The sequence below is a fragment of the Pseudomonas sp. Seg1 genome (assembly GCF_018326005.1).
Classification (GTDB): Bacteria; Pseudomonadota; Gammaproteobacteria; order Pseudomonadales; family Pseudomonadaceae; genus Aquipseudomonas.
In genome coordinates, this window is the sequence record NZ_AP021903.1 from 3,369,204 (window position 1) to 3,391,510 (window position 22,307).

21 protein-coding genes are annotated in these 22,307 nt (G+C 58.6%); 10 read left to right on the plus strand and 11 right to left on the minus strand.

Annotated elements, in window-relative coordinates; all coding sequences use genetic code 11:
* Nucleotides 1-153 precede the first annotated feature (153 nt).
* From KI231_RS14905 to KI231_RS14915, 3 genes are all read left to right on the plus strand, one after another.
* Entirely contained in the window at nt 154-1,308 is a 1,155-nt protein-coding gene (locus KI231_RS14905) for a MalY/PatB family protein (RefSeq protein WP_212808901.1), read from the plus strand.
* Nucleotides 1,309-1,482: 174 nt separating this feature from the next.
* A complete protein-coding gene (locus KI231_RS14910) occupies nt 1,483-2,007 on the plus strand; it encodes a carbohydrate binding domain-containing protein (protein WP_212808902.1) in 525 nt (174 codons plus the stop codon).
* Nucleotides 2,008-2,108: 101 nt separating this feature from the next.
* Entirely contained in the window at nt 2,109-2,888 is a 780-nt protein-coding gene (locus KI231_RS14915) for a TSUP family transporter (protein WP_103302453.1), read from the plus strand.
* On the opposite strand, the gene nudC is transcribed toward KI231_RS14915, so the two are convergent.
* From nudC to KI231_RS14935, 4 genes are all read right to left on the minus strand, one after another.
* Nucleotides 2,856-3,686, minus strand: a complete 831-nt coding sequence (gene nudC, locus KI231_RS14920) for an NAD(+) diphosphatase (RefSeq protein ID WP_212808903.1) — start codon at nt 3,684-3,686, stop codon at nt 2,856-2,858. The two genes, KI231_RS14915 and nudC, sit on opposite strands and share 33 nt — an antisense overlap.
* 6 nt (nt 3,687-3,692) lie before the next feature.
* Nucleotides 3,693-4,505, minus strand: a complete 813-nt coding sequence (locus tag KI231_RS14925; protein ID WP_212808904.1) for a crotonase/enoyl-CoA hydratase family protein — start codon at nt 4,503-4,505, stop codon at nt 3,693-3,695.
* 204 nt (nt 4,506-4,709) lie between these two features.
* Nucleotides 4,710-5,633: a magnesium transporter CorA family protein gene (locus KI231_RS14930; protein WP_212808905.1), complete on the minus strand. Its 924-nt coding sequence runs from the start codon at nt 5,631-5,633 to the stop codon at nt 4,710-4,712.
* A gap of 7 nt (nt 5,634-5,640) precedes the next feature.
* Nucleotides 5,641-7,215 (minus strand): RimK family ATP-grasp domain-containing protein, encoded by a 1,575-nt coding sequence (locus KI231_RS14935; RefSeq protein WP_249412033.1) that lies wholly within the window; start codon nt 7,213-7,215, stop codon nt 5,641-5,643.
* A 92-nt stretch (nt 7,216-7,307) separates the two neighbouring features.
* Here KI231_RS14935 and rimI point away from each other — a divergent pair, with 92 nt between their 5' ends.
* Nucleotides 7,308-8,408: a ribosomal protein S18-alanine N-acetyltransferase gene (gene rimI, locus KI231_RS14940; RefSeq protein ID WP_212808906.1), complete on the plus strand. Its 1,101-nt coding sequence runs from the start codon at nt 7,308-7,310 to the stop codon at nt 8,406-8,408.
* A gap of 136 nt (nt 8,409-8,544) precedes the next feature.
* Here rimI and KI231_RS14945 read toward each other — a convergent pair whose 3' ends face one another.
* A complete protein-coding gene (locus KI231_RS14945; RefSeq protein WP_212808907.1) occupies nt 8,545-9,690 on the minus strand; it encodes a PQQ-dependent sugar dehydrogenase in 1,146 nt (381 codons plus the stop codon).
* Nucleotides 9,691-9,742: 52 nt separating this feature from the next.
* Nucleotides 9,743-10,060 (minus strand): hypothetical protein, encoded by a 318-nt coding sequence (locus tag KI231_RS14950; RefSeq protein WP_212808908.1) that lies wholly within the window; start codon nt 10,058-10,060, stop codon nt 9,743-9,745.
* 189 nt (nt 10,061-10,249) lie between these two features.
* Between KI231_RS14950 and ku the strand changes: the two genes are divergently transcribed.
* Nucleotides 10,250-11,110 carry a non-homologous end joining protein Ku gene (ku, locus tag KI231_RS14955; protein WP_103302074.1) on the plus strand — a complete coding sequence of 287 codons (861 nt, stop codon included), beginning with the start codon at nt 10,250-10,252 and terminating at the stop codon, nt 11,108-11,110.
* A 133-nt stretch (nt 11,111-11,243) separates the two neighbouring features.
* Here ku and lpxO read toward each other — a convergent pair whose 3' ends face one another.
* Nucleotides 11,244-12,143 carry a lipid A hydroxylase LpxO gene (lpxO, locus tag KI231_RS14960; RefSeq protein ID WP_212808909.1) on the minus strand — a complete coding sequence of 300 codons (900 nt, stop codon included), beginning with the start codon at nt 12,141-12,143 and terminating at the stop codon, nt 11,244-11,246.
* 383 nt (nt 12,144-12,526) lie between these two features.
* On the opposite strand from lpxO, the gene KI231_RS14965 reads away from it, so the two are divergent.
* Entirely contained in the window at nt 12,527-14,113 is a 1,587-nt protein-coding gene (locus KI231_RS14965; RefSeq protein ID WP_103302075.1) for an ABC-F family ATPase, read from the plus strand.
* Between the two features lie 263 nt (nt 14,114-14,376).
* The gene (locus KI231_RS14970; RefSeq protein ID WP_212808910.1) at nt 14,377-15,564 is read left to right on the plus strand and encodes an MFS transporter; all 1,188 of its coding nucleotides are present in this window, start codon (nt 14,377-14,379) and stop codon (nt 15,562-15,564) included.
* Between the two features lie 129 nt (nt 15,565-15,693).
* Here KI231_RS14970 and KI231_RS14975 read toward each other — a convergent pair whose 3' ends face one another.
* Together KI231_RS14975 and KI231_RS14980 are read right to left on the minus strand one after the other, a co-directional pair.
* Entirely contained in the window at nt 15,694-16,731 is a 1,038-nt protein-coding gene (locus KI231_RS14975) for an alpha/beta hydrolase family protein (RefSeq protein ID WP_103302077.1), read from the minus strand.
* A 236-nt stretch (nt 16,732-16,967) separates the two neighbouring features.
* Complete coding sequence (locus KI231_RS14980) at nt 16,968-17,579, minus strand: FMN-dependent NADH-azoreductase (RefSeq protein WP_201238228.1); 612 nt, start codon at nt 17,577-17,579, stop codon at nt 16,968-16,970.
* Between the two features lie 128 nt (nt 17,580-17,707).
* On the opposite strand from KI231_RS14980, the gene KI231_RS14985 reads away from it, so the two are divergent.
* Both KI231_RS14985 and KI231_RS14990 read left to right on the plus strand, forming a co-directional pair.
* Nucleotides 17,708-18,616: a LysR substrate-binding domain-containing protein gene (locus tag KI231_RS14985; RefSeq protein WP_103302079.1), complete on the plus strand. Its 909-nt coding sequence runs from the start codon at nt 17,708-17,710 to the stop codon at nt 18,614-18,616.
* Nucleotides 18,613-18,972, plus strand: coding sequence for an MmcQ/YjbR family DNA-binding protein (locus tag KI231_RS14990; protein WP_103302080.1), 360 nt, complete (start codon nt 18,613-18,615; stop codon nt 18,970-18,972). The genes KI231_RS14985 and KI231_RS14990 overlap by 4 nt, the downstream gene beginning before the upstream one ends.
* A gap of 119 nt (nt 18,973-19,091) precedes the next feature.
* Here the strand turns inward: KI231_RS14990 and KI231_RS14995 are convergent, their stop codons facing one another.
* Complete coding sequence (locus tag KI231_RS14995; RefSeq protein ID WP_103302081.1) at nt 19,092-19,520, minus strand: DUF1294 domain-containing protein; 429 nt, start codon at nt 19,518-19,520, stop codon at nt 19,092-19,094.
* Nucleotides 19,517-20,347, minus strand: a complete 831-nt coding sequence (locus tag KI231_RS15000; protein WP_212808911.1) for an undecaprenyl-diphosphate phosphatase — start codon at nt 20,345-20,347, stop codon at nt 19,517-19,519. The genes KI231_RS14995 and KI231_RS15000 overlap by 4 nt, the downstream gene beginning before the upstream one ends.
* 304 nt (nt 20,348-20,651) lie before the next feature.
* Here KI231_RS15000 and KI231_RS15005 point away from each other — a divergent pair, with 304 nt between their 5' ends.
* Nucleotides 20,652-22,286: a methyl-accepting chemotaxis protein gene (locus tag KI231_RS15005; RefSeq protein WP_212808912.1), complete on the plus strand. Its 1,635-nt coding sequence runs from the start codon at nt 20,652-20,654 to the stop codon at nt 22,284-22,286.
* Nucleotides 22,287-22,307 lie beyond the last annotated feature (21 nt).

The window sequence follows — 22,307 nt, forward strand, 5'->3', positions numbered from 1 at the left end:
GCTTGCCAGCGATAGCGGTGGGCCAGTCACCTTCATTGTTGGATGTGCCGAAGCTTTCGCTGGCAAGCCAGCTCCCACAGGTTTTGTGTGCTCCCACCGGGCCGTGGGCTTAGAATGCCCGGCAGGACCAATCCCGCCTTCACGAGACCGCGCATGACTTTCGATTTTGATCAGGTATTCGACCGCCACAACACCGGCAGCACCAAGTGGAGCCGTTACCCGGCCGATGTGTTGCCGATGTGGGTCGCTGATATGGATTTCGCTGCGCCACCGGTGGTGATCGAGGCTTTGCAACAGCGCCTGCTGCATCCGCTGGTGGGTTACAGCGTGCCTCAGGAAAATCTGCGTGAGGCCATCGTCGCCGACCTCTGGAACAAGTTCGCCTGGAAGGTCAAACCGCAGGAGCTGATCTTCCTGCCGGGTGTCGAGTCGGGCTTCAACATGGCGCTCAAAGCCTTGGTGCAGCCACAGCAGAATGTTGTGGTGCAGGTGCCGAACTATCCGCCGCTGCGTCACGCGCCGGGCCACTGGGGCTTGAACAAAGTCGAACTGGAATTCGTCGCGCAGGCTGACGGCACCTACGCCACGCCGCTGGACGTGTTGCGCGACTCGCTGAACGGCGGTGGCGCGCTGCTGCTGAGCAACCCGCACAACCCGATCGGCAAAGTGTTCGGCCGTGAGGAGTTGCAAGCCGTGGCCGATATCTGCGTGGCGCAAGACGCGTGGATCATCTCCGACGAAATCCATGCCGAGCTGTGCTTCGACGGTCGCGTGCATATTCCCACGGCGTCCCTGAGCCCGGAAATCGCCCGGCGCACCATCACCCTGATGTCGGCGAGCAAGGCGTACAACATCGCGGGCCTCAAGACTTCGTTCATGATCATCCAGGACGCCGCCCTGCGCGAGCGCGTCAACCATGCTCGTTGCGGCATGGTCGACAGCGTCAATCCGTTGGGCATGGAAGCCACCCGCGTGGCTTACAGCGAAGCAGGACCGTGGCTGGCCGAACTGAAAACCTATCTGCAAGCCAACCGCGACTATCTGGTTGAAGCGGTGCGCAGTCGCTTGCCCGGCGTGAGCATCCAGGTGCCACAGGGGACTTACTTGGCCTGGCTCGATTGTTCGGCGCTGGACCTGGGTAATCCGCAGCAGTTTTTCCTTGAGCAGGCCAAAGTCGGTTTGAGCGCCGGTAGCGATTTCGGCGATCAGAGTCAGCAATTCGTGCGCCTGAACTTTGGTTGCCCGCGCTCACTGCTGGAGGAAGGCATTGCGCGGATGGAACGGGCGTTGGCCAGCCGCATCGGTTGAAGTCCTTTGCCATATGCGCGAATTCTTGGTTTCGTGCCACCGCTATCGCCAATGGTGATTAAAAACTGTCATTTATGACAGTTGGCACCCACGCGGATTTGTCGAACCATGGGCTTGTACGTCGCGCCGTCCGCGCGACGAACAGCTTCCATCCCATGGCATCGAGGTTTCAACATGGCAATGCACAATCACATTCACAATGGCGATTTCAGTAGCGGAGACTTCACACACTGGATAGCCAAAGCCTACGACACGCCAATGTCGGTAGAGCTATGGCAATCCAGTCATGCCGCGCGGATGGTCGGAGGCAGAAGCTCGGGGCAGAATCTGGCGAGCGAAACATTTACGGTCTCGCCCGGACGATTCATCTTCAGTTTCGATGTGCAGGCTCCCGACGCCGTCCCGCTGGAGAACAGCGCGCATCGCCGGTTCCACATCGAGGGCCGCGAAAAAGTCGATAACCCCCTGCTTAATGCATTCCTGACTTATACGGTTTGGGCCACCCACGGCAATGACGGCACCGCTGAGGTCTGGTTCGAACAGGCCTACGTCGATCCAAAAAAACAGCGGATCAATCTTGAAGGCGTTATCCCGCCGGGTTTTGCTCAGGTGGATGTTCACTTCGGGATTCCCAATGATCCATTCGGCAACAAAGGCCCTTACTTCATTGATAATGTGCAGTTTTTGATGGCGGCGTAAGTTCTCCCCGGGTGCCATGCGTTGTGCTGATCCGAGTCGCTAGGACAGGTGTTACGGGCTATGATGGCGCCCCTTCCCGTCCTGCCATGCCAGTCGATTCCATGCCTTTCGAACTCAGCGTTGACCTGACCACCCTGGCCATTCTGGCCCTTGTCGCTTTCATTGCCGGTTTCATTGACGCCATCGCTGGCGGTGGTGGTTTGTTGACCACGCCGGCGCTGCTGACGGCCGGCCTGCCGCCGCACCTGGTGCTGGGCACCAACAAACTGAGCTCGACCTTCGGCTCGGCCACCGCCAGTTTCACGTTCTACCGACGCAAGCTGTTCCATCCACGGCAATGGGTCCACGCGATTGTCGGCACACTGGTTGGCGCACTGACCGGCGCCATCGTTGCGCATTACCTGCCAGCAGAATGGCTGAACAAAATGCTCCCGGTGATCGTCTTCGCCTGTGGCCTGTATCTGCTGTTCGGCGGCACGCCAAAAGCGCCGCTGGACAGCGACGCGCCGATCAAAAAGAAATGGCAATCGACCCAAGGCTTCAGCCTTGGTTTTTATGATGGCGTGGCCGGCCCCGGCACAGGCGCGTTCTGGACGGTCAGCAGCCTGTTGCTCTACCCGATCGACCTGGTCAAGGCCAGCGGTGTGGCGCGCAGCATGAACTTCGTCAGCAACATTGCGGCGCTGTCGGTGTTCGTGTTTTCCGGGCAGGTAGACTGGATCATCGGCCTGAGCATGGGCCTGTCGGTGATGGTCGGCGCGTTCTTCGGCGCGCGCACCGCGATCAGCGGTGGCGCCAAGTTCATTCGTCCAGTGTTCATCACCGTGGTGCTGGGCCTGACCGTGCGCCTAGCCTGGCAGCACTGGTTCAGCGTGGCCTAAGCGCCGCGCCACGTAGACGTCGATCAGATAACGGGCAATCGACTTGGACGCCGGCAACGGCGGCAGGTCGTGCACGTTGAACCACTGGGCGTCTTCGATCTCGTCTTCCTGACAGACAATCTCGCCACCAGCGTACTCGGCATGGAAACCGAGCATCATCGAATGCGGGAACGGCCAGCACTGGCTGCCCAGGTATTGAATGTTCTTCACCTCGATCTGCACTTCTTCGCGCACTTCACGAATCAGGCAGTCTTCCGCCGATTCGCCCGGCTCGGCGAACCCGGCCAGCGTGCTGTAGACACCAGTGACGAAGCGCGGCGAACGCGCCAACAGAATCTCGTCACCACGGGTCACCAACACAATCATGCTTGGCGAGATACGCGGATAACTGCGCAAATCACACGGCTGGCAATACATCGCCCGCTCGCGCGGCACCTGGGTCATGGCCTGCCCGCAGTTGCCGCAAAAGCGATGCTCACGCGCCCAGGTGCCAATTTGCGCGGCGTAGCCGAGCACTTTGTAAATCGTGTGATCGCCATCGAGCATGAACGCTCGCAGGCCTTTCCAATTGCAGCCCGGCACCTCGCTGGCACTGCGCAGTTCCAGCAGATACACCGGCTCGCCATCGAGATGGCCGATGCCGTGTTCGGCAAGAATCGACAAGTCCTGACGCTTGAGCCATTCCCGTGGGAATAGCGCGCCGTTGTCATCGAACAGAAAACCTTCGGGGCTGCGCGCCACGGCCCAGCCGCCCGGTTGATCGGTGTCCAGTACTGCAGTGGTCCAGCGAGATGTCATGGTTTCTCAATCCAGAAATTCGGGTTTCTGTTTGCTCATATGGGCGGCCATGGCCACGCGCAGGTCGGTGGATTGCAACATGGCGGCGTTCCAGGTGGCAACGTATTCGAGGCCGTCGTCAATGCGATGGTCGCGCATGTAGCTGATCATTTCCTTGGTGCCGGTGACCGCAATCGGCGATTTGCCGGCGATGTCGCGAGCGATATCAAAGACGCCTTCGAGCAGCACGTCCTTGTCGCTGTACACGCGATTGACCAGGCCGATGCTGCGCGCCTCTTCCGCACCAAAGGTGCGACCGGTGTAAGCCAGTTCACGCAGCATGCCGTCACCGATGATCCGTGGCAACCGTTGCAATGTGCCAACATCGGCGGCCATGCCGATGTCGATTTCCTTGATCGAGAATTGCGCGTCTTCGGCGGCGTAACGCATGTCGCACGCGGCGATCAGATCGATTGCGCCGCCCAGGCAGTAACCTTGAATCGCCGCCAGCACCGGTTTGCGGCAGTTATCGACGGCATTGAACGAAGCTTGCAGGGTCAGAATCTTTTTGCGCAGCAGGCGCGCGTTGCGACCGACGTCCTTGCCCAGCTCATTGGCGACGCCGGCGAGCATCATCAGGTCGATACCCGAGGAGAAATGTTTGCCGTTACCGCTCAGGACCACCACACGGACTTCGTCAGTGTCATCGATCCATTGGAAAATCTCGACGATCTCGCTCCAGAACGCGGCGTTCATCGAGTTGATCTTTTCCGGACGATTGATCTGAACATGGGCGATGTTGTCGGCCAGTTCGACACTGAAGGCGGTGTATTGAGTCATGGCAGTGATCCTTTACCGGGCTGAAAATGAGGCCCGAACTATAACAAGGCATCACGGCGGCGGTTCGGCCAAATGCGGGACTGTCTTGAGTTTTGCTTTGCCAATGCCGGCCTCTTCGCGAGCAGGCTCGCTCCCACACGTTGAAATGCATTCCCTTTGTGGGGGCGGGCTTGCCCGCGATGGCGTCGGCTCAATCACCACCTATCATCGAGCCAGACGCCGAAGCCCAAACAACATCCCCCCTGCCCCCAACAGCATCACCGCCAAAAACAGCGGATAGGAAACCCACCACGGCGTCCCCGCCGTCATCATGCTGAACTCCGACATGCCGCCAATGCTCGCGATCAGGTTCAACGGTAGAAACACCACGTTGATCAACGTCAGCTTGCGCAGCAGGTTGTTCATGCTGTTGTTCATCAGGTTGCCACGCGCATCGATCAGCCCGGAAAACACCGTCGAGTAAATCTCCGCCTGTTTGTAGCACTGGTTGTTTTCGATGATCAGGTCGTCGATCAATCCGATCGCTTCGCTGCCGAAGTGCTGTTTCTCGGCGTGGTTACGCAAGCGCGTCAACACGGCGCCGTTGCTGTGCAGGGCATTGATGTAATAGATCAGGCTTTCACTGAGGTTGAACATCTGCACCAGATGCTGGTTTTGCATCGAGGCGTTGAATTTTTGCTGCAACTCGCGGGCGACCAGTTTGATCACCTTCAAGTGCCCGAGGTAGTGATGGATATTGTTGAAGAGCAAATCCAGCAACACATCCAGCGGCGTGTTTAGCGGCTGCCGCGTGCCAAGGCCGTGCAGCGGCGTATCGTCGGTGGCGATCACCAGCAATTGCCCCGGCGCGAACAGCAAACCGCAGGATGACACTTCGAAGGCCAGACTGCCGCCACCGGAATAGTTTTCCGGGCGTTTCCAGATCAGGAACAAATGATCCGGATGAAACTCGATCCGCGACACCTCGTCCGGGTCCAGCGCCGAGGCCAATGCGTGTTCATCGACTTTGAAATGACTGCGCAGCAAGTCGCGCTCGGCGGCGTCAGGGTTGCTGAACAGCATCACCTCGGCGTCCAGCCGTTCGACCCGCTGCAAGGCGCCGTGGCTCAGGGCAAAACTGCTGATCATCGGCGTGTCACCAGGCCTGGCCGCGACGTTTCAGCTCCAGCCGCCGCACAAACTCTTCCAGCACCAGTGAATACAGATCGTCCTGCAAATAAGCGTCTTCGATCCCGGCGTCGAGGTTGGGGTTGTCGTTGACCTCGATCACCACCACTTTATCGCCGGCCTGTTTCAGGTCGACGCCATAGAGACCGTCGCCGATCAGATTGGCGGTCTTCACGGCCAGTTCCACCACCGCGCGTGGTGCCTCGTGGATCGCCAGTGTCCGGCATTCGCCGTTGACGTCCTGGCCCTTGGCTTTGTGGTTGTAGATCTGCCAGTGACCCTTGGACATGAAGTACTGGCACGCGAAGATCGGTTTGCGGTTGAGCACGCCGATGCGCCAGTCGTACTCGGTGTAGAAAAACTCCTGGGCCAGCAACAGCACCGAATGTTCGAACAACTGCGCTGTGGCTTCGAGCAGCGCCTGCTGGCTTTCCACCTTGATCACACCGCGCGAAAAACAGCCATCGGGAATCTTCAGCACCAAAGGAAACCCCAGGCGTTCGCCGACCCGCTCGAAGTCTTCGGGTCGCTCTTTGTAGAGGATTTCGGTGGCGGGCATGCCCAGTTGATGGCTGTTGAGCAGGTCGGTGAGGTAGACCTTGTTGGTGCAGCGCAGAATCGAGGCCGGGTCGTCCATCACCACCAAGCCTTCGCTTTCGGCCTTCTTGGCGAAGCGGTAGGTGTGGTTGTCGACGCTGGTGGTTTCGCGGATCAACAGGCCGTCGTACTCGGCCAGCCGCGCATAATCCTTGCGCTCGATCAGTTCGACATCGATGCCCATGGTCTTGCCGACCCTGACGAAATTCTCCAGAGCCTTGCTGTTTGACGGCGGCAACGCCTCTTGCGGATCGTGCAGAATCGCCAGGTCGTAGCGCGCCACTTGCCGGGAGCGTGGCATGCGCCAGACTTTACGGCTGAAGCCGTCCAGTGCATTGGCGAACTGGTCCTCCTGATCGTCGCGCAACTTGTGCAACGCGCCGGATTTTATTCCTTCGATGTGCCAACCGTTAGTTCGGCGAAACTCAACTAACAAAATCGGACAAGGGAACACTTCAAACAATTGACGGGCCAAATCCTGTAATGGCTCGATGTGCGTTCTGCCGAAATAAAGTGTCAGGGTGAATCCTTCGGTATCACTGTAGAGGTGATGACTGAGGGCTTTTTCCAATGTTTTATCGAGATCGTCCAGCGCCAGTCCGTAGAGTGATTTCTTGGTCAGTTCGCTGATGGTGCGCACCGATGGAATCACCTTGTGCCCTCGGGCTTCGGCCAGCAGCGAGCAGTAATAACCGTGGCCCAGGTACTTGTAGCTGCGGCACAGGTTGATCACCTGCACGCGCTTGCCCGACTCGTTGTCACGGGTTTGCTCAAGGTATTCCTGCGCCGTGACGATGTCCTCGCTGGGAAAATACGACGCCCAGTCTTCCTTGCGTTCGACAATGATCAGCACTTGACTGGAAGTTCTGACCGCTGAATTTAAATAAGTTGCCGCCGGCAAACTTTGCTCGGATACTTCGCGCCAATGACCCTGTACCGCTGACATAGAGATTGATCCGTTGGAGAACAAGACCATTTCTATTAAGCACGAAGTTTTTCGAAAGTCCCGTTTCGTTACGCAACTTTTACGGTGGTCATATGAGTGCTGTTTTTCGTTTGGCGGTAGTTGAAGACTTGCCGGCATTGCTGGCATTGGAAATGCAATGTTTCACCACAGATCGACTCACCCCTCGCAGTTTCCAGTGGATGATCACTCGGGCGCATGCGCAGTTACTGGTCGCCGAACGGGATGGTCAATTGCTGGGGTACGCGCTGGTGTTGTTTCATCGCGGCACGTCCCTGGCGCGGTTGTATTCCATCGCCATTGCTGCCCAGGCGCGCGGCACAGGGTTGGGCAAGCAATTACTGCAGCACATGGAAACCTGCGCACTCGAACACGATTGTGCCTATCTGCGCCTGGAGGTGCGTACTGACAACCCTGCCGCTATCGCCCTGTACGAACGCAACGGTTACCGGCGTTTTGCGCTGATTCATGATTACTACGAAGACCACGCCGATGCACTGCGTCTGGAGAAACGCATTCTTCAGCATCGGGACTCTCGCAGCATCAAGGTGCCGTGGTATGCGCAGACCACCGACTTCACCTGTGGCCCGGCCTGTCTGTTGATGGCCATGGGTGCGTTGCAGCCTTCGCGCTTACTGGAGCGCCGCGAAGAACTGCAAATCTGGCGCGAAGCGACCACGGTGTTCATGACCTCCGGCCATGGCGGATGCAGTCCGCAGGGATTGGCACTCGCGGCATGGCGGCGGGGTTTTCGGGTACGTCTGCAACTGAGTCTGGCGGGGCCGTTGTTTCTCGATGGTGTACGCGATGAGCATAAAAAAGACGTCATGCGTCTGGTGCATGAGGAGTTCACTGAGCAACTGGACCAGAGCGACGTTGAGTGTGTGATCGGTGCGCCACTGGATTTGCCGCGTTTGCTGGACGCGGGTGGACAGCCACTGGTGTTGATCAGCAGCTATCGCCTGACCCGATCCAAGTCACCGCACTGGGTGGTGGTGACGGATTGCGATGCGGATTTTGTGTATCTGCATGATCCGGATGTTGATCACAGCCAGCATCGTCAGCCCATGGACTGCCAGCATGTGCCGGTAAGTCATGGCGAGTTCGAGAAGATGTGCCGGTTTGGGCGCGGGAAGCTCAGGGCTGCGGTGGTTTTGTACTCGCGCAATGAGTAAGTCAGGCATTAGTGCTTTTGTGGCGAGGGAGCTTGCTCCCGCTGGGTTGCGCAGCAGCCCCAGGAAACGTGTGAGCGCTGCGCACTCAAGCGCGAGCAAGCTCTCCCTCGCCACAGGTTGTGTGTGAATTACAAATTTACTTCAGACCGATCTTGTACAGCGCGCCATTGTCCTCATCCGTCAACACATACAGATATCCATCCGGCCCCTGGCGTACATCGCGAATGCGCTGCTTCAGCTCGCCCAGCAAGCGCTCCTCATGCACAACCTTGTCGCCATCGAACTGCAAGCGAATCAACTCCTGACTCACCAGCGCGCCGATAAACAGGTTTTGCTGCCAAGGCTTGAAGCGGTCGGCATCGTAAAACGCCATACCCGTCACGCCTGGCGATTTTTCCCAGACGTGGCGAGGATCTACACCACCTTCAATGCTTTTGCCTTGTGCTTCGGGGATTGGCTGCAGCGAGTAGTTGATGCCATGGGTCGCCAGCGGCCAGCCATAGTTCTTCCCGCGTTCGATGATGTTGACCTCATCGCCGCCGCGCGGGCCGTGTTCGTTTTCCCAAATGGTGCCGTTCCACGGATTGAGCGCAGCGCCCTGCGGGTTGCGAATGCCGTAGGCCCAGATCTCCGGGCGTACGCCGGATTGACCTACGAACGGATTGTCGTCCGGTACTTTACCGTCCGCAAAGATCCGCACGATCTTGCCTTGCAGTTTGTCGAGATCCTGCGCGGTTGGCCGGTCGTTGTTTTCGCCCAGGGTGATGAACAGATAGCCGTCTCGATCAAACACCAGCCGCGATCCGAAATGGTTGCCGGTCGAGAGTTTCGGCTCCTGACGGAAGATCACTTTGAAATCCTTCAGCGTTTTCAGGTCATCCGACAGATACCCGCGCCCTACCGCCGTCCCGGCCTTGTCGCCCGCACCGCCACCTTCGGCGTAAGACAGATACACCAGCCGGTCCTGTTTGAACTCCGGCGACAGCACGACATCGAGTAGGCCGCCCTGCCCCTTGGCCCAGACCTTCGGCACCCCGCTGATCGGCGCCGAAAGTTTGCCGTCCGTACCGACCACGCGCAAATTACCCGGTCGTTCGGTCACCAGCATGCCCTGGCGATCCGGCAGGAAAGCCAGTGCCCATGGATGTTCAAGGCCTTGGGCGATTGTGGTGACTTCGAGGGTGCCTTGCTCGCTTTGCAGCTCTTTGGGGGCGGCAGCGAATGCCGGCGCGCTGATCAGAGCGCCGGCGCACAGGCTGGCTAGAAGGGTTTTACGCAACATGCACGATTCCTTTTGTTGGTTTCAAAAGCCGGCAGCACCGCAGTACCGCCGTTCAACGGGTGTCAGTGCTTCGTGAAGGTGGGTTGGGAATGAAGGTCGGCGGTGTACTCGGCACCGAACGAATCGGCTGGCCATTGCCAATACCGCGATTTTCGACGGTGGGCTGACGCGGCGTCGGCACGGTGTTCGGCCCGCGAAGTGGCGGAGCGCTGGGCTGGGTGCCCTGCATGCTGTTGGGGTTGGCCCGGCGAATCGGGCTGTTGTATGGGTTGTTGCTGTTGCCGGTCGGACTTTGTGCCAGCACTGCGTCCGCATGAACCAGACCGCCACTGAGCGTGAGGACGGCGATGCCAATCATTAAGCGGTTCATGGGATTGCCTCTCGATGTGCAGGGAGTAGAGCCTTCGAGTCCACGCTACGCCGTGGGTTCGGATTTGTTAACCCGCGCCGCTTAAACAACATGTAACACGGCTTGACCAAGTCGTCTGAAACCCGTGCATTCACTGGAAACTTTCGCGCAAGCGCACAGGTCACCTGAACATCACTCGGAGAACTCACCATGGCTCGGGCAATCTGGAAAGGCGCGATCAGTTTCGGACTGGTTCACATCCCTGTCGCACTGGTTTCGGCGACATCGTCCCAAGGCGTGGACTTCGACTGGCTCGACAGCCGCAGCATGGACCCGGTGGGCTACAAACGGGTCAACAAGGTCACCGGCAAGGAAGTCACCAAGGAAAACATCGTCAAAGGCGTAGCGTATGAAAAGGGCCGCTACGTGGTGCTCAGCGAAGAGGAAATTCGCTCGGCGCACCCGGTATCAACCCAGACGATCGACATTTTCTCATTCGTCGACGCCGAGCAAATCCCGTTGCAGAACATCGATACGCCTTACTACCTGGCGCCGGACAAGCGCGGTGGCAAGGTTTACGCGTTGCTGCGCGAAACCCTGAGCAAGACCAATAAAGTCGCCCTCGCCCGTGTCGTCTTGCATACGCGGCAATACCTGGCGGCATTGATGCCGCTGGAGTCGGCGCTGGTGCTGGTAAAACTGCGCTGGCCGCAGGAGGTTCGCGGCCTCGATCAACTGGAACTGGGCAGCGAAGTGACCAAACCACAGTTGGCCAAGGGCGAACTGGACATGGCCAAACGACTGGTTGAGGACATGAGCGGGGACTGGAGTCCTGAGGATTACAAGGACGAGTTCGAAGACAAGATCATGGCGCTGGTGGAGAAAAAGGCCCATGAAGGCAAGATCGAGGATGTCGAGTCGGTGGGTGGCGAGGAAGAGCGCAAGTCTGCCGATGTTATCGATTTGACCGAGCTGCTTAAACGCAGCCTGGGTGGCAAGGCGCCCGCCAAATCAAAGCCTAAAACAGCGACTAAAGCGGCGCCGGCGAAGAAGACGAAGAAAGCGTCCTGAGCATGACAACTGAAGGTTTGTCAGGCAACTGACAGGTTGCTTTTGCGACAGTCATCGCTGGCAAGCCAGCTCCCACAGTGGTCGGTGTGATGCGCACACTTCGAACCCTGTGGGAGCTGGCTCACAGGAATATTCAGATCAGAATGAAGATCGCCAGCAAGCCACCGAAGATCGCCCACTTTTCTATGTAATAGCGCTTGCGATTGCGCTTTTTCAGCTCTTTACCGCGCAAACGGATCTTGTAGATTTTGGTAAACAACCGGTTGATCCCACCAGTACGGTCACCGGCATCGTTCGGCGCGCCGGCGGCGGACATCACGGTGCGGCTGAACCAGCCATTAAACGCGGCGGCCCAGCGGTACTTCATCGGCCGCTCAATGTCACAGAACAGGATGATGCGGTTCTTGTCCGTGGTGTTTTCTGCGTAATGAATGAAAGTTTCATCGAACATCACCGCTTCACCATCACGCCAGTGATAGTTCTCGCCGTCGACATTGATGTAGCAACCGGCATCATTCGGCGTTTCCAGGCCCAGGTGATAGCGATAGGAACCGGCATACGGATCGCGGTGACGCACCAGTTTCGAGCCGGGTGGCAGTTCGGCAAACATAGCGGCCTTGATCGAACCGATGCTCTGCACCAGTTCAGTGGTACGCGGGCACAGCTTCATTGCCGACGGATGACTCTCGCCGTACCACTTGAGGTAAAAACGCTTCCAGCCGCTTTTGAAGAATGAATTAAAGCCGACATCGTCATACTGGTTCGAGCGTTTGATCTCACCGGCACGCAGCAAGTTCTGGCCTTCTTCGCGAATCTCCTGCCAATGTGCCTGCAATGGGCTGAGATCAGGAAATTCTGCGGGATTCAGATACGGCGTATTGGGCTTTTTCGAAAACAGGTACAGAAAGCAGTTGATCGGCGCCAGAAACGTCGAATGGTCGCTTAACTGACGACCCAGTTTGTGGCGCACACGGCCACGCAAGTGAACGTATGCAATTGAAATGACATAAATAGCAGCAATGATGAGTTTCACGGAAATCGTCACACGTCAGAAAGTGAACAAACTGCGCGCCTGATGGCTAGAAGCCCAGCGTCTGATGCAGTGGTCTGAGTACAAAATGGCACGTCCTTGAGCCCGCGCCGCTGTAGGGCGTTGGGTGAATGGATGGCATTTTAGCCACAGTTTGTAACTGATAGTGAGCCTTCATCTGTGAAAATCTGTCCCGCGATTGCGCCAATCGGCGCTCACAGCGTCATCGCCCTATCGTTTAAAGAGCCAGACCAGTACAATCGCCGCCAAACTTTACGCGCACCCCTTGGTTGATGACGGGAACCTCCCCGCTTCAGCGCACTTTGACTCGGGCCAAGCGCTCCAGCCGCACCCTCGCTACTCAGAATGCTTCGCAGGAAAAACTCTTGATTTCTACAGCTAACATCACGATGCAGTTCGGCGCCAAGCCGCTCTTCGAAAACGTTTCGGTCAAATTCGGCGCGGGCAACCGTTATGGCCTGATCGGCGCCAACGGTTGCGGCAAGTCGACCTTCATGAAAATCCTCGGCGGTGACCTCGACCCGTCCGCTGGCCAGGTCATGCTTGAGCCGAACGTGCGCCTGGGTAAATTGCGCCAGGATCAGTTCGCTTACGAAGAATTCACCGTGATCGACACCGTGATCATGGGTCACGAAGAGCTGTGGAAGGTCAAGGCTGAACGCGACCGCATCTACTCGCTGCCGGAAATGAGCGAAGAAGACGGCATGGCCGTTGCCGAGCTGGAAACCGAATTCGCCGAAATGGACGGCTACACCGCCGAATCCCGTGCCGGTGAGTTGCTGCTGGGTCTGGGTATCGGTATCGAGCAACACTTCGGCCCGATGAGCGAAGTCTCGCCAGGCTGGAAGCTCCGTGTGTTGCTGGCACAGGCACTGTTCTCCGATCCGGAAGTGCTGTTGCTCGACGAACCGACCAACCACCTGGACATCAACACCATTCGCTGGCTGGAAAACGTTCTGACCCAGCGTAACAGCCTGATGATCATCATCTCTCACGACCGTCACTTCCTGAACAGCGTGTGCACGCACATGGCTGACCTGGATTACGGCGAGCTGCGTCTGTTCCCGGGCAACTACGACGAGTACATGACCGTGGCGACCCAGTCCCGCGAGCAACTGCTGTCGGACAACGCCAAGAAGAAAGCACAGATTTCCGAGCTGCAATCGTTCGTCAGCCGCTTCTCGGCCAACGCCTCGAAAGCCAAGCAGGCCACTTCCCGCGCCAAGGCGATCGACAAGATCCAGTTGGCTGAGGTCAAGCCTTCGAGCCGTGTCAGCCCGTTCATCCGTTTCGATCAGAACAAGAAGCTGCACCGCCAGGCTGTCATGGTCGAAAAAATGGCCAAAGGTTTCGACGGCAAGCCGCTGTTCAAGGACTTCAGCTTCCAGGTTGAAGCGGGCGAGCGCGTAGCGATCATCGGCCCGAACGGTATCGGCAAGACTACCCTGCTGCGCACTCTGGTCAACGAACTGACCCCGGACGCCGGCACCGTCAAGTGGACCGACGCCGCGGAACTGGGCTACTACGCTCAGGACCACGCGCACGACTTCGAAGACGACGTCACCCTGTTTGACTGGATGGGTCAGTGGACTCAGGGCGAGCAGATGATTCGCGGTACTTTGGGGCGCATGCTGTTCTCCAACGACGAGATCCTCAAGTCGGTCAAGGTGATTTCCGGTGGTGAGCAAGGTCGCATGCTGTTCGGCAAGCTGATCCTGCAAAAGCCGAACGTCCTGATCATGGACGAACCGACCAACCACTTGGACATGGAATCGATCGAGGCGCTGAACCTGGCGCTGGAAAACTACCCGGGCACGCTGATCTTCGTCAGCCACGACCGTGAGTTCGTATCGTCCCTGGCCACGCGCATCATCGAGCTGAGCCCGAACGGCGTGACCGACTTCAGCGGCACCTACGACGACTACCTGCGTAGCCAAGGCGTAGTGTTCTAAAACGCTGCTGCAATCTGAAAGCCCTGTCCACGTGACGGGGCTTTTGCATTTTAAAGCGCTGATCGTTCCCACGCTCTGCGTGGGAATGCATCCCGTGACGCTCTGCGTCACACGAGCGGGACGCGGAGCGTCCGTGGCGGCGTTACCACGCAGAGCGTGGGAACGTTCGGTCACTTTTCAGGAAAATAGTTAGCCTGCTTTCTTTTGATTCAGACCCAAGCCATGATGCGAGCTCTCCTACCGCCGCCCGCGAACGAGTTCTCATGTCTGCGCAGCAACAGCCACCGCAAAGCTCCATGGCGATCACCCTGCAGATCGTCTCCATCGTTTTTTATACCTTTATAGCCTTCCTCTGCATCGGCCTGCCGATTGCCGTGTTGCCCGGTTACGTGCATGAACAGTTGGGTTTCAGCGCGATCATTGCCGGGCTGGTCATCGGCTCGCAGTATCTGGCCACCCTGCTCAGCCGACCGATGGCCGGGCGCATGTCGGACACCATCGGCACCAAACGGGCGATTGTTTATGGCTTGCTGGGGATCGTGCTTAGCGGTGTGCTGACGCTGATTTCCACGCTGTTGCAAAGCTTCCCGCTGACCAGCCTGTTGATACTGATCGCCGGGCGTTTGCTGCTTGGCATCGCTCAGGGCCTGATCGGTGTCGGCACCATCAGTTGGTGCATGGGCCAGGTCGGCGCTGAACACACGGCGCGCTCCATCGGCTGGAATGGCATCGCCTCGTATGGCGCGATTGCGATTGGTGCGCCGCTGGGCGTGGTGATGGTCGCCGACTACGGTTTTGCCAGTCTGGGGGTTGCGCTGACAGCATTGGCGACCATGGCGTTGGTGCTCATCCGCAATAAACCGTCAGTACCCGTGGTGCGCGGTGAACGCTTGCCGTTTTGGGCGGTGTTCGGCCGGATCGCACCGTTTGGCGCCAGTCTGAGCCTGGCGTCGATCGGTTACGGCACGCTGACCACGTTCATCACCCTGTATTACCTCAATCGCGGCTGGACCGGCGCGGCGTACTGCCTGACGGTGTTCGGCGTGTGCTTCATCCTTTCACGCCTGATGTTCATTTCTGCGATTGCGCGATTCGGCGGGTTCAGCTCGGCAATTGCCTGCATGACCGTCGAAACCGTCGGGCTGACAATGTTGTGGCTGGCGCCTTCCACCGCGTATGCGCTGATCGGTGCGGGTCTGGCCGGATTTGGCCTGTCGCTGGTGTATCCGGCGCTGGGCGTCGAAGCGATCAAGCAAGTGCCCAGCTCCAGCCGTGGCGCGGGGTTGAGCGCTTATGCCGTGTTCTTCGATCTGGCGCTGGCGGTGGCCGGCCCGTTGATGGGCGCAGTGGCGTTGAACCTGGGCTATTCGTGGATTTTCTTTTGCGCGGCGATGCTTTCGGTCACCGGGCTGGGGCTGACCTTGCTGCTCAAGCGCCGCGCGATGGCTTGAATCTTCGGTCTAAAACCTGTGGGAGCGAGCCTGCTCGCGAAGGCGTAGCTTCAGTCGATACACGTGCTGACTGATTCACCGCCTTCGCGAGCAGGCTCGCTCCCACAAGGGTTCTGCGGTGGGATCAGGTTATTGATCGGCCGTCTGCATGCCCGCCCGCGTCGGTTTGCCCAGTGCATGTGCAAAGAACCGCCCCGCTTCGGAAATCAGATTGCGATGGATGTCTTCGCGATCGACGCCATCGGCGTCGGTGCACAGTGCCGGCATCGCAAGAATCTGCTCTTCGGTGCACGGCGCCATGAACACGAAGTGCCCTGCCCCGGCCAGTAACTTGAAGTCTGGTGCTGTGGGCAGTTTGCGCGCCAGTGCGGCAGCATTTTTGTCGAACGCGACGAGTTTGTCGCCATCGCCGCTGTAGAGCAGCACCGGCACATGCACATCGGCCAGGGTGTGACGACCAAATTTCAGGCTCAACGGCGCCATCAGCAACAACGCGTGCACGCGCGGATCGGCCACCGGCTGCAGGTCATCGCGATCAACGATCAGTTCGCCCTGGGTGTTGCAGGCGTCGCGGTCGTCCGGACGTTCCTGGCAATAGCGGCGCAGGCGATCCAGATCCGGTTGCGCGCCGGACAGAATCAGCGCCGTCTCGCCACCCGCCGAATAGCCGATCACGCCAACCTGATCAGCATTGACGAACGGCGCCAGCATGCGATCGCCGAGGGTCGCGGTGATCGCTTCGGAAATCTGGATGGGCCGGCCGTAGAGATTGCTCAGGGTGCCGAGACGGCTGTGGTCTTTGGAGTTATCGCCGGGGTGAATCACGGCCACCACGACAAAACCTTTGCGCGCCAGCGATGTGGCGAGGTCGTGCAGCGCCAGCGGTGTGCCGGTGTTGCCATGGGACAGCATCAGCATTGGAAAGCGGCCCATGGCGACTTTGGTGTCTTCACCGGCTTCGACCGAATAGCCTTCGAGCAGGCTCATGTGCTCGCGGTCGCTGGAGGGGTAGAACGCGATGGCGCGCATCGGTTGCAGGTCGAGCGGATCGAGGAAGGTCATCTCGTGATAACCGACGCTCCAGACAGGGTGTCGCCCCGGCGCAGCCTGCACTGAATTCAGGCTGCCGAGCAGGCAAATCAGTAACGTTGCACAAAGACGCATCATGGGATGCCCCACCCTGTTGTTACTCAATCGAAAGATCCGTTGCGTTGTCAGGCCGGAACGCCGAGGATTCAGCGCTCCGTTACGACACTGCACTCAGACGTTGATCGTTTGACTGCATAACCCGGGCCAGATTATGTAACAGTCAGAAACAAAAAACTCCGTATTCGGCCCTTGCAGAACCAGAATACAGAGTTTTTTGGGTATTACCTGAACCTCAGCTGTTCTTTACGCAAGCCTTACGCGGCGGCGAACAATTGCTCGCTGATCTTCGCTTGAGCTGCGGTCATGGCGTTGTTGCGCACTTCGTCACCATACGCCAGACCTTCGGCACGGACGATTTCGATGTCGGTGATGCCGAGGAAGCCCAATACCAGCTTCAAGTATTCTTCGTGGGCGATGCCGCTGGCCTGACCGGCGTGGATACCGCCGGAGGTGGAAACGATCACCACTTTCTTGCCACCGCACAGGCCTTCAGGGCCGGCTTCGGTGTAACGGAAGGTCTGACCGGCAACGGCCACACGGTCGATCCACGCCTTGAGTTGGGTCGGTACAGTGAAGTTGTACATCGGCGCAGCAATCACCACAGCGTCAGCAGCGATGAACTCGGCCAGGGTCGACGCGCTCAGCTCGGCTTCGTGCTGTTGCGCGGCGTTACGCAGCTCAGCGGTGGTGCCGGCGGCGACCAGCGTGGTCGAAGAGAAGTGACTGATGGCGTCAGCCGCCAGATCGCGGTAAGTCACCACGGCGCCTGGCTCAGCAGCTTGCCAGGCTTTGACGACTTGGCTGCTCAACTGACGGGAAGCCGAGTTGTCGCCCAGAATGCTCGAATCGATATGCAGCAGTTTCATGTGGAATCTCCTGGAATGAATCGCCGGTGGCGACGGAATGGAGAGAATCCTACGCAAGAAACCAATGGATGATTAGACGGCGACAATGCGATAGTTTGTCCCACTGATAGAACAGTCGGATTTAAACCATGCAAGACCTCAACGATCTCTACTACTTCGCCAAAGTCGTCGAAGCTGGCGGCTTTGCAGCTGCCGGCCGATTGCTGGGTATTCCCAAATCGCGGCTGTCGCGACGTATCGCCGAACTGGAAGAGCGTCTCGGCGCGCGCCTGTTGCAACGCACCACCCGCCAACTCAATCTCACCGCCGTGGGTGAGCGTTATTTGCGCCACTGCCAGGCCATGTTGCTGGAAGCGGAAATGGCCGACGAAGCCGTCGCCAGTATGTCCACCGAGCCACGTGGGCGCCTGCGCGTGTCATGCCCGACGGGGCTGGCTCGGGAAATGCTGCCGTGGGTGATCAGCGATTTCCTCGGCAAATTCCCTCAGGTGCAACTGGAAGTCGTGCTGCTCAACCGTCGGGTGGATCTGGTTGCAGAAGGTTTCGATGTGGCCTTGCGCGTGCGAGAACTGGGCGACGAAGATCCGCTGCTGGTGACGCGACGTTTGCGTCAGGCGCAAATGGTCGTGGTGGCCAGCCCGGAGTTTATTCAAGGCCAGTCGATCAATCATCCGCAAGACCTGAAGAATCTGCCGGTGCTGGGTGCATTGGAGGCCGATCGCATGGTCCACGTACGCCTGCTCGATCAACAAGGCGAAAGCTTCGAACTGAACATGGAAGCACGGTTGGGCATCGACGACTTTATCGTGCGCAAGACCTGTGTGCTGGCCGGCCAGGGCTTCACGATGTTGCCGATGATGTATTGCGAAGCGGAGCTGCAAAGCGGCGCGCTGGTGCAGTTGCTGCCCGAATGGTCGCTACCCGGCGGCTGGCTGCAAGCGGTGTATCCGCATCGGCGCGGCGTGATGCCAGCCGTGCGCGCGTGGATCGATCACCTGGTCGAATCGTTCAATGCCTGTGGGGAGCGGTTGTTATGAAGAAGGGAAAAATGAGCGAAGCGGACGTTGCGGCGTTCTGTCTGGCGTTGCCCGGTGCGCGGGAAGACTACAAGTGGGGTGGCGTGCGAGTGTTTTCGATTGCCGGCAACAAGATGTTTGCCTTGCAGGGGCTGCGCGGCGACTCGCTGGCATTCAAGGTCGACAAGGATCTGTTTCTCGGCCATTGCGACCGGCCGGGCATCCACCCCGCGCCGTATCTGGCCCGGGCCCAGTGGATCATCATGCACCCGCCCTACCCGCTGGGCGCCGAGGAATTACAGGGGTTATTGCAGCGTTCGCATCAGTTGGTGGTGAGCAAGTTGCCGAAGAAAACTCAGGTGGGATTACTGCTTTAACTCTAATCCCCTGTGGGAGCGAGCCTGCTCGCGAAAGCGGACTTTCATTCAACAATGATGTTGTCTGACACGGCCTTTTCGCGAGCAGGCTCGCTCCTACATTGGTTTTTTGCAGGTCTTTAGAACAGATTGAGCAGGTTCAAACGGAGGAACAACTGGTCGATCCAGAACACCTGGTGCAACAGGACGATGACCCAGAACAGAACCTGAAACGACACCTTGCGCGTCTTGTGCCGAAACACCTGCTGAGCAATCAACGCGCCTGGCCAGCCGCCGGCCAGTTCCACCGCGTGCAGGATATTCTCCGGCGTGCGCCACGCATCCGTCCGGGCCTTGCGTTTGTCGGCCCAGTACATGAAGAACGCCAGCACGCTGACGATTCCATACGCGGCCAACGGCACCAGTGAAATCCCGCGCAGCCACATCGACAGCGAGCCGAACAACGGCAGCGCGCAGACGATTACCAGCACCACCAGTTTCAATTTCAGATGCTGAACATGGCCGCCAGAGGGGCGACCTTCAGGACGGCGTGCGCGGGAATCGCTCATGGCTTGGCCGCCGCCCAGTCCACCCAGCCGAACTGCCACGTCGCCAGAATGAACAGGCCAAAGACGATCCGATACCAGGCGAATGCCGCATAGCTGTGGCTGCCGATAAACTTGAGCAGGCCACGCACTGCGATCATCGCGAAGATAAACGCGGTGACGAAACCGATGGCGAACACCGGGAAATCCGCCGGGACAAACAGATGGCGGTATTTGAAGCCCGAGTACACCGCAGCACTGACCATGGTTGGCATGGCAAGGAAGAACGAGAACTCGGTGGCCGTCTTGCGCGACAGACCGAACAGCAAGCCGCCAATGATGGTCGAGCCAGAACGCGATGTGCCGGGGATCATGGCCAGGCATTGGGCGAAACCGATTTTCAGCGCATCGGTCCAGCGAATCTCATCAACCGTTTCTGCGTGCACTTCATGCTGACGTTGTTCAGCCCACAACATGATGATCCCGCCGACGACCAACGCCGCCGCAACGGTGATCGGGTTGAACAGGTATTTGTGGATCAGGTCGGCAAAGATCACGCCCAGCACGACGGCGGGCAAAAACGCGATCAGCAGGTTGGCGGTGAAACGCCGTGCGCTTGGCTGTGTTGGCAAACCGACCACCACATCCAGAATCTTGCGGCGAAACTCCCAGACCACCGCGAGGATCGCGCCGAGCTGAATAATGATGTTGAACGCCATGGCCCTCTCGCCGCCGAAGTCGAGCAAGTCGGCAACAATGATCTGGTGTCCGGTACTGGAAATGGGCAAAAACTCCGTCAGCCCTTCTACAACTCCTAGTATCAGTGCCTGCAAGGCGGTCCAAAGATCCATCAATCCCCCAAAGAGCGATGCACGCAGGCATGCCCCGATAGTATTTTTTTACGTTCACTGCGATCAGCGTAGCTGGTTGTTGCTGTACCGATTCCGCGCGCACAGGATCCACACGAAAGGGTCAAAATTCCGTGAAATATCAACTTGGATTCAGGTTTTCACGCGCGGGGCCGAAATCCTAACAGACAAGCCTTAATAGCGCTGCCGCGTTATACGACTTGGGTCGCGTATGCCAGACCGCGAAATCGTGGTTGGATGCTGGCGGTCGTTTATTACAAGAAAAAGAATCCGGAGTGACAGCGTTATGAACAGCTTGCGCAGTGTGTCGATCAGCCGACGCTTGTGGCTCATTTTGGTGGTGGCAGTGGTCATGTTGCTGACCTTGGGCGTGTTGATGCTCAAGCAGATCCACGATGACCTGTATCGCGCCAAAGCCCAGAAAACCCAGCATGTGGTGCAGACCGCCAGCGGTTTGCTGACCTACTACCACGATCTGGAAACCGCCGGCACTCTGAGCAAAGAGGCTGCGCAAAAGCAGGCGCTCACCGCCATCCGTGGTCTGCGTTATGACCAGAGCGACTATTTCTGGATCAACGACCTCACCCCCGTGATGGTCATGCACCCGACCAACCCCAAACTCGAGGGCCAGAATCTCTCGGCAATTCGCGATCCGGATGGTTTCGCGGTGTTCAACGAGATGGTTGCCATTGCCAGGTCCAAGGGCGCCGGCATGGTCGATTACCGGTGGCCGAAGCCCGGCGCCAGTGAGCCCGTGGCAAAAACTTCGTACGTAAAACTGTTCGAGCCGTGGGGCTGGGTGCTCGGTTCTGGCGTGTATGTGGACGATGTGCAGGCCGAGTTCCAGGGACAGGTGATCAAGGCCACGGTGATTGGCCTGGCCATCGCCGTGATCATGGCATTGCTGGTGATCCTGATTGCGCGCAGCATCGTCCGTCCGCTGCAGGAAACCGTGAACGCCATGGCCAACATCGCCAGCGGTGAAAGCGACCTGACCCGCAGCCTCGATACCCATGGCAAGGATGAAGTGACTGAGCTGGCTCATCATTTCAACGCGTTTACGGCCAAACTGCGCCGGGTGATCGGCGACTTGCAGGTCTCGGCCAGCGCGCTGGGCCAGTCGTCCAGCGAACTGGGCAACGATGCGTCGCAGGCCCAGCAGCGCAGCCAGCAGCAATCGCAGCAGATGGAACTGGTGGCCACCGCGATCAACGAGGTGACCTACGGTGTGCAGGATGTGGCGAAAAACGCCGAGCATGCTGCCGCCGAAATGCGTGATGCCGAGGCCCAGGCGCAGCAAGGCCAGATCAACATTGACGGTAGCCTGCAACAGATCGACAAGCTGTCCGGCACTATCGATCAAGCGGTAGAGGTGATTCGCACCCTTGCCGCCGAAAGCACGCAGATCGGCAGCGTCCTGGAAGTGATTCGCTCGATTGCCGAGCAGACCAATCTGCTCGCACTGAATGCGGCCATCGAAGCGGCCCGGGCCGGTGAACAGGGGCGTGGTTTTGCCGTGGTGGCAGATGAAGTGCGCTTGCTCGCGCAGCGTACACAGAAGTCGACAGCGGAAATCCAGTCGATGATCGAGCGCCTGCAAAATCACTCCGAGGCAGCGGTCAAGGTGATTGGTGACAGCAGCAAAGCTTCGCAACTGACCATTGAACAAGCCGGACTGGCCGGCGCCAGCCTGAACGCTATCGGCCAGGCGCTGCGTAATCTCAATGGCCTGAATGCATCGATTGCCAGCGCCACGTTGCAACAGGCGCATGTGGTCGAGGACATCAATCAGAACGTGACCCAGGCTGCCGGGCTGTCGCACAGCACGGCCATCGCAGCCGAGCAGTCGAGTGCCGCCAGCGTGCGGCTCGGCCAGTTGAGCGAACAGTTGAACAGCCTGCTGCGTCAGTTCCGCGTCTAGCACCGCCCCACTATAGGAGTG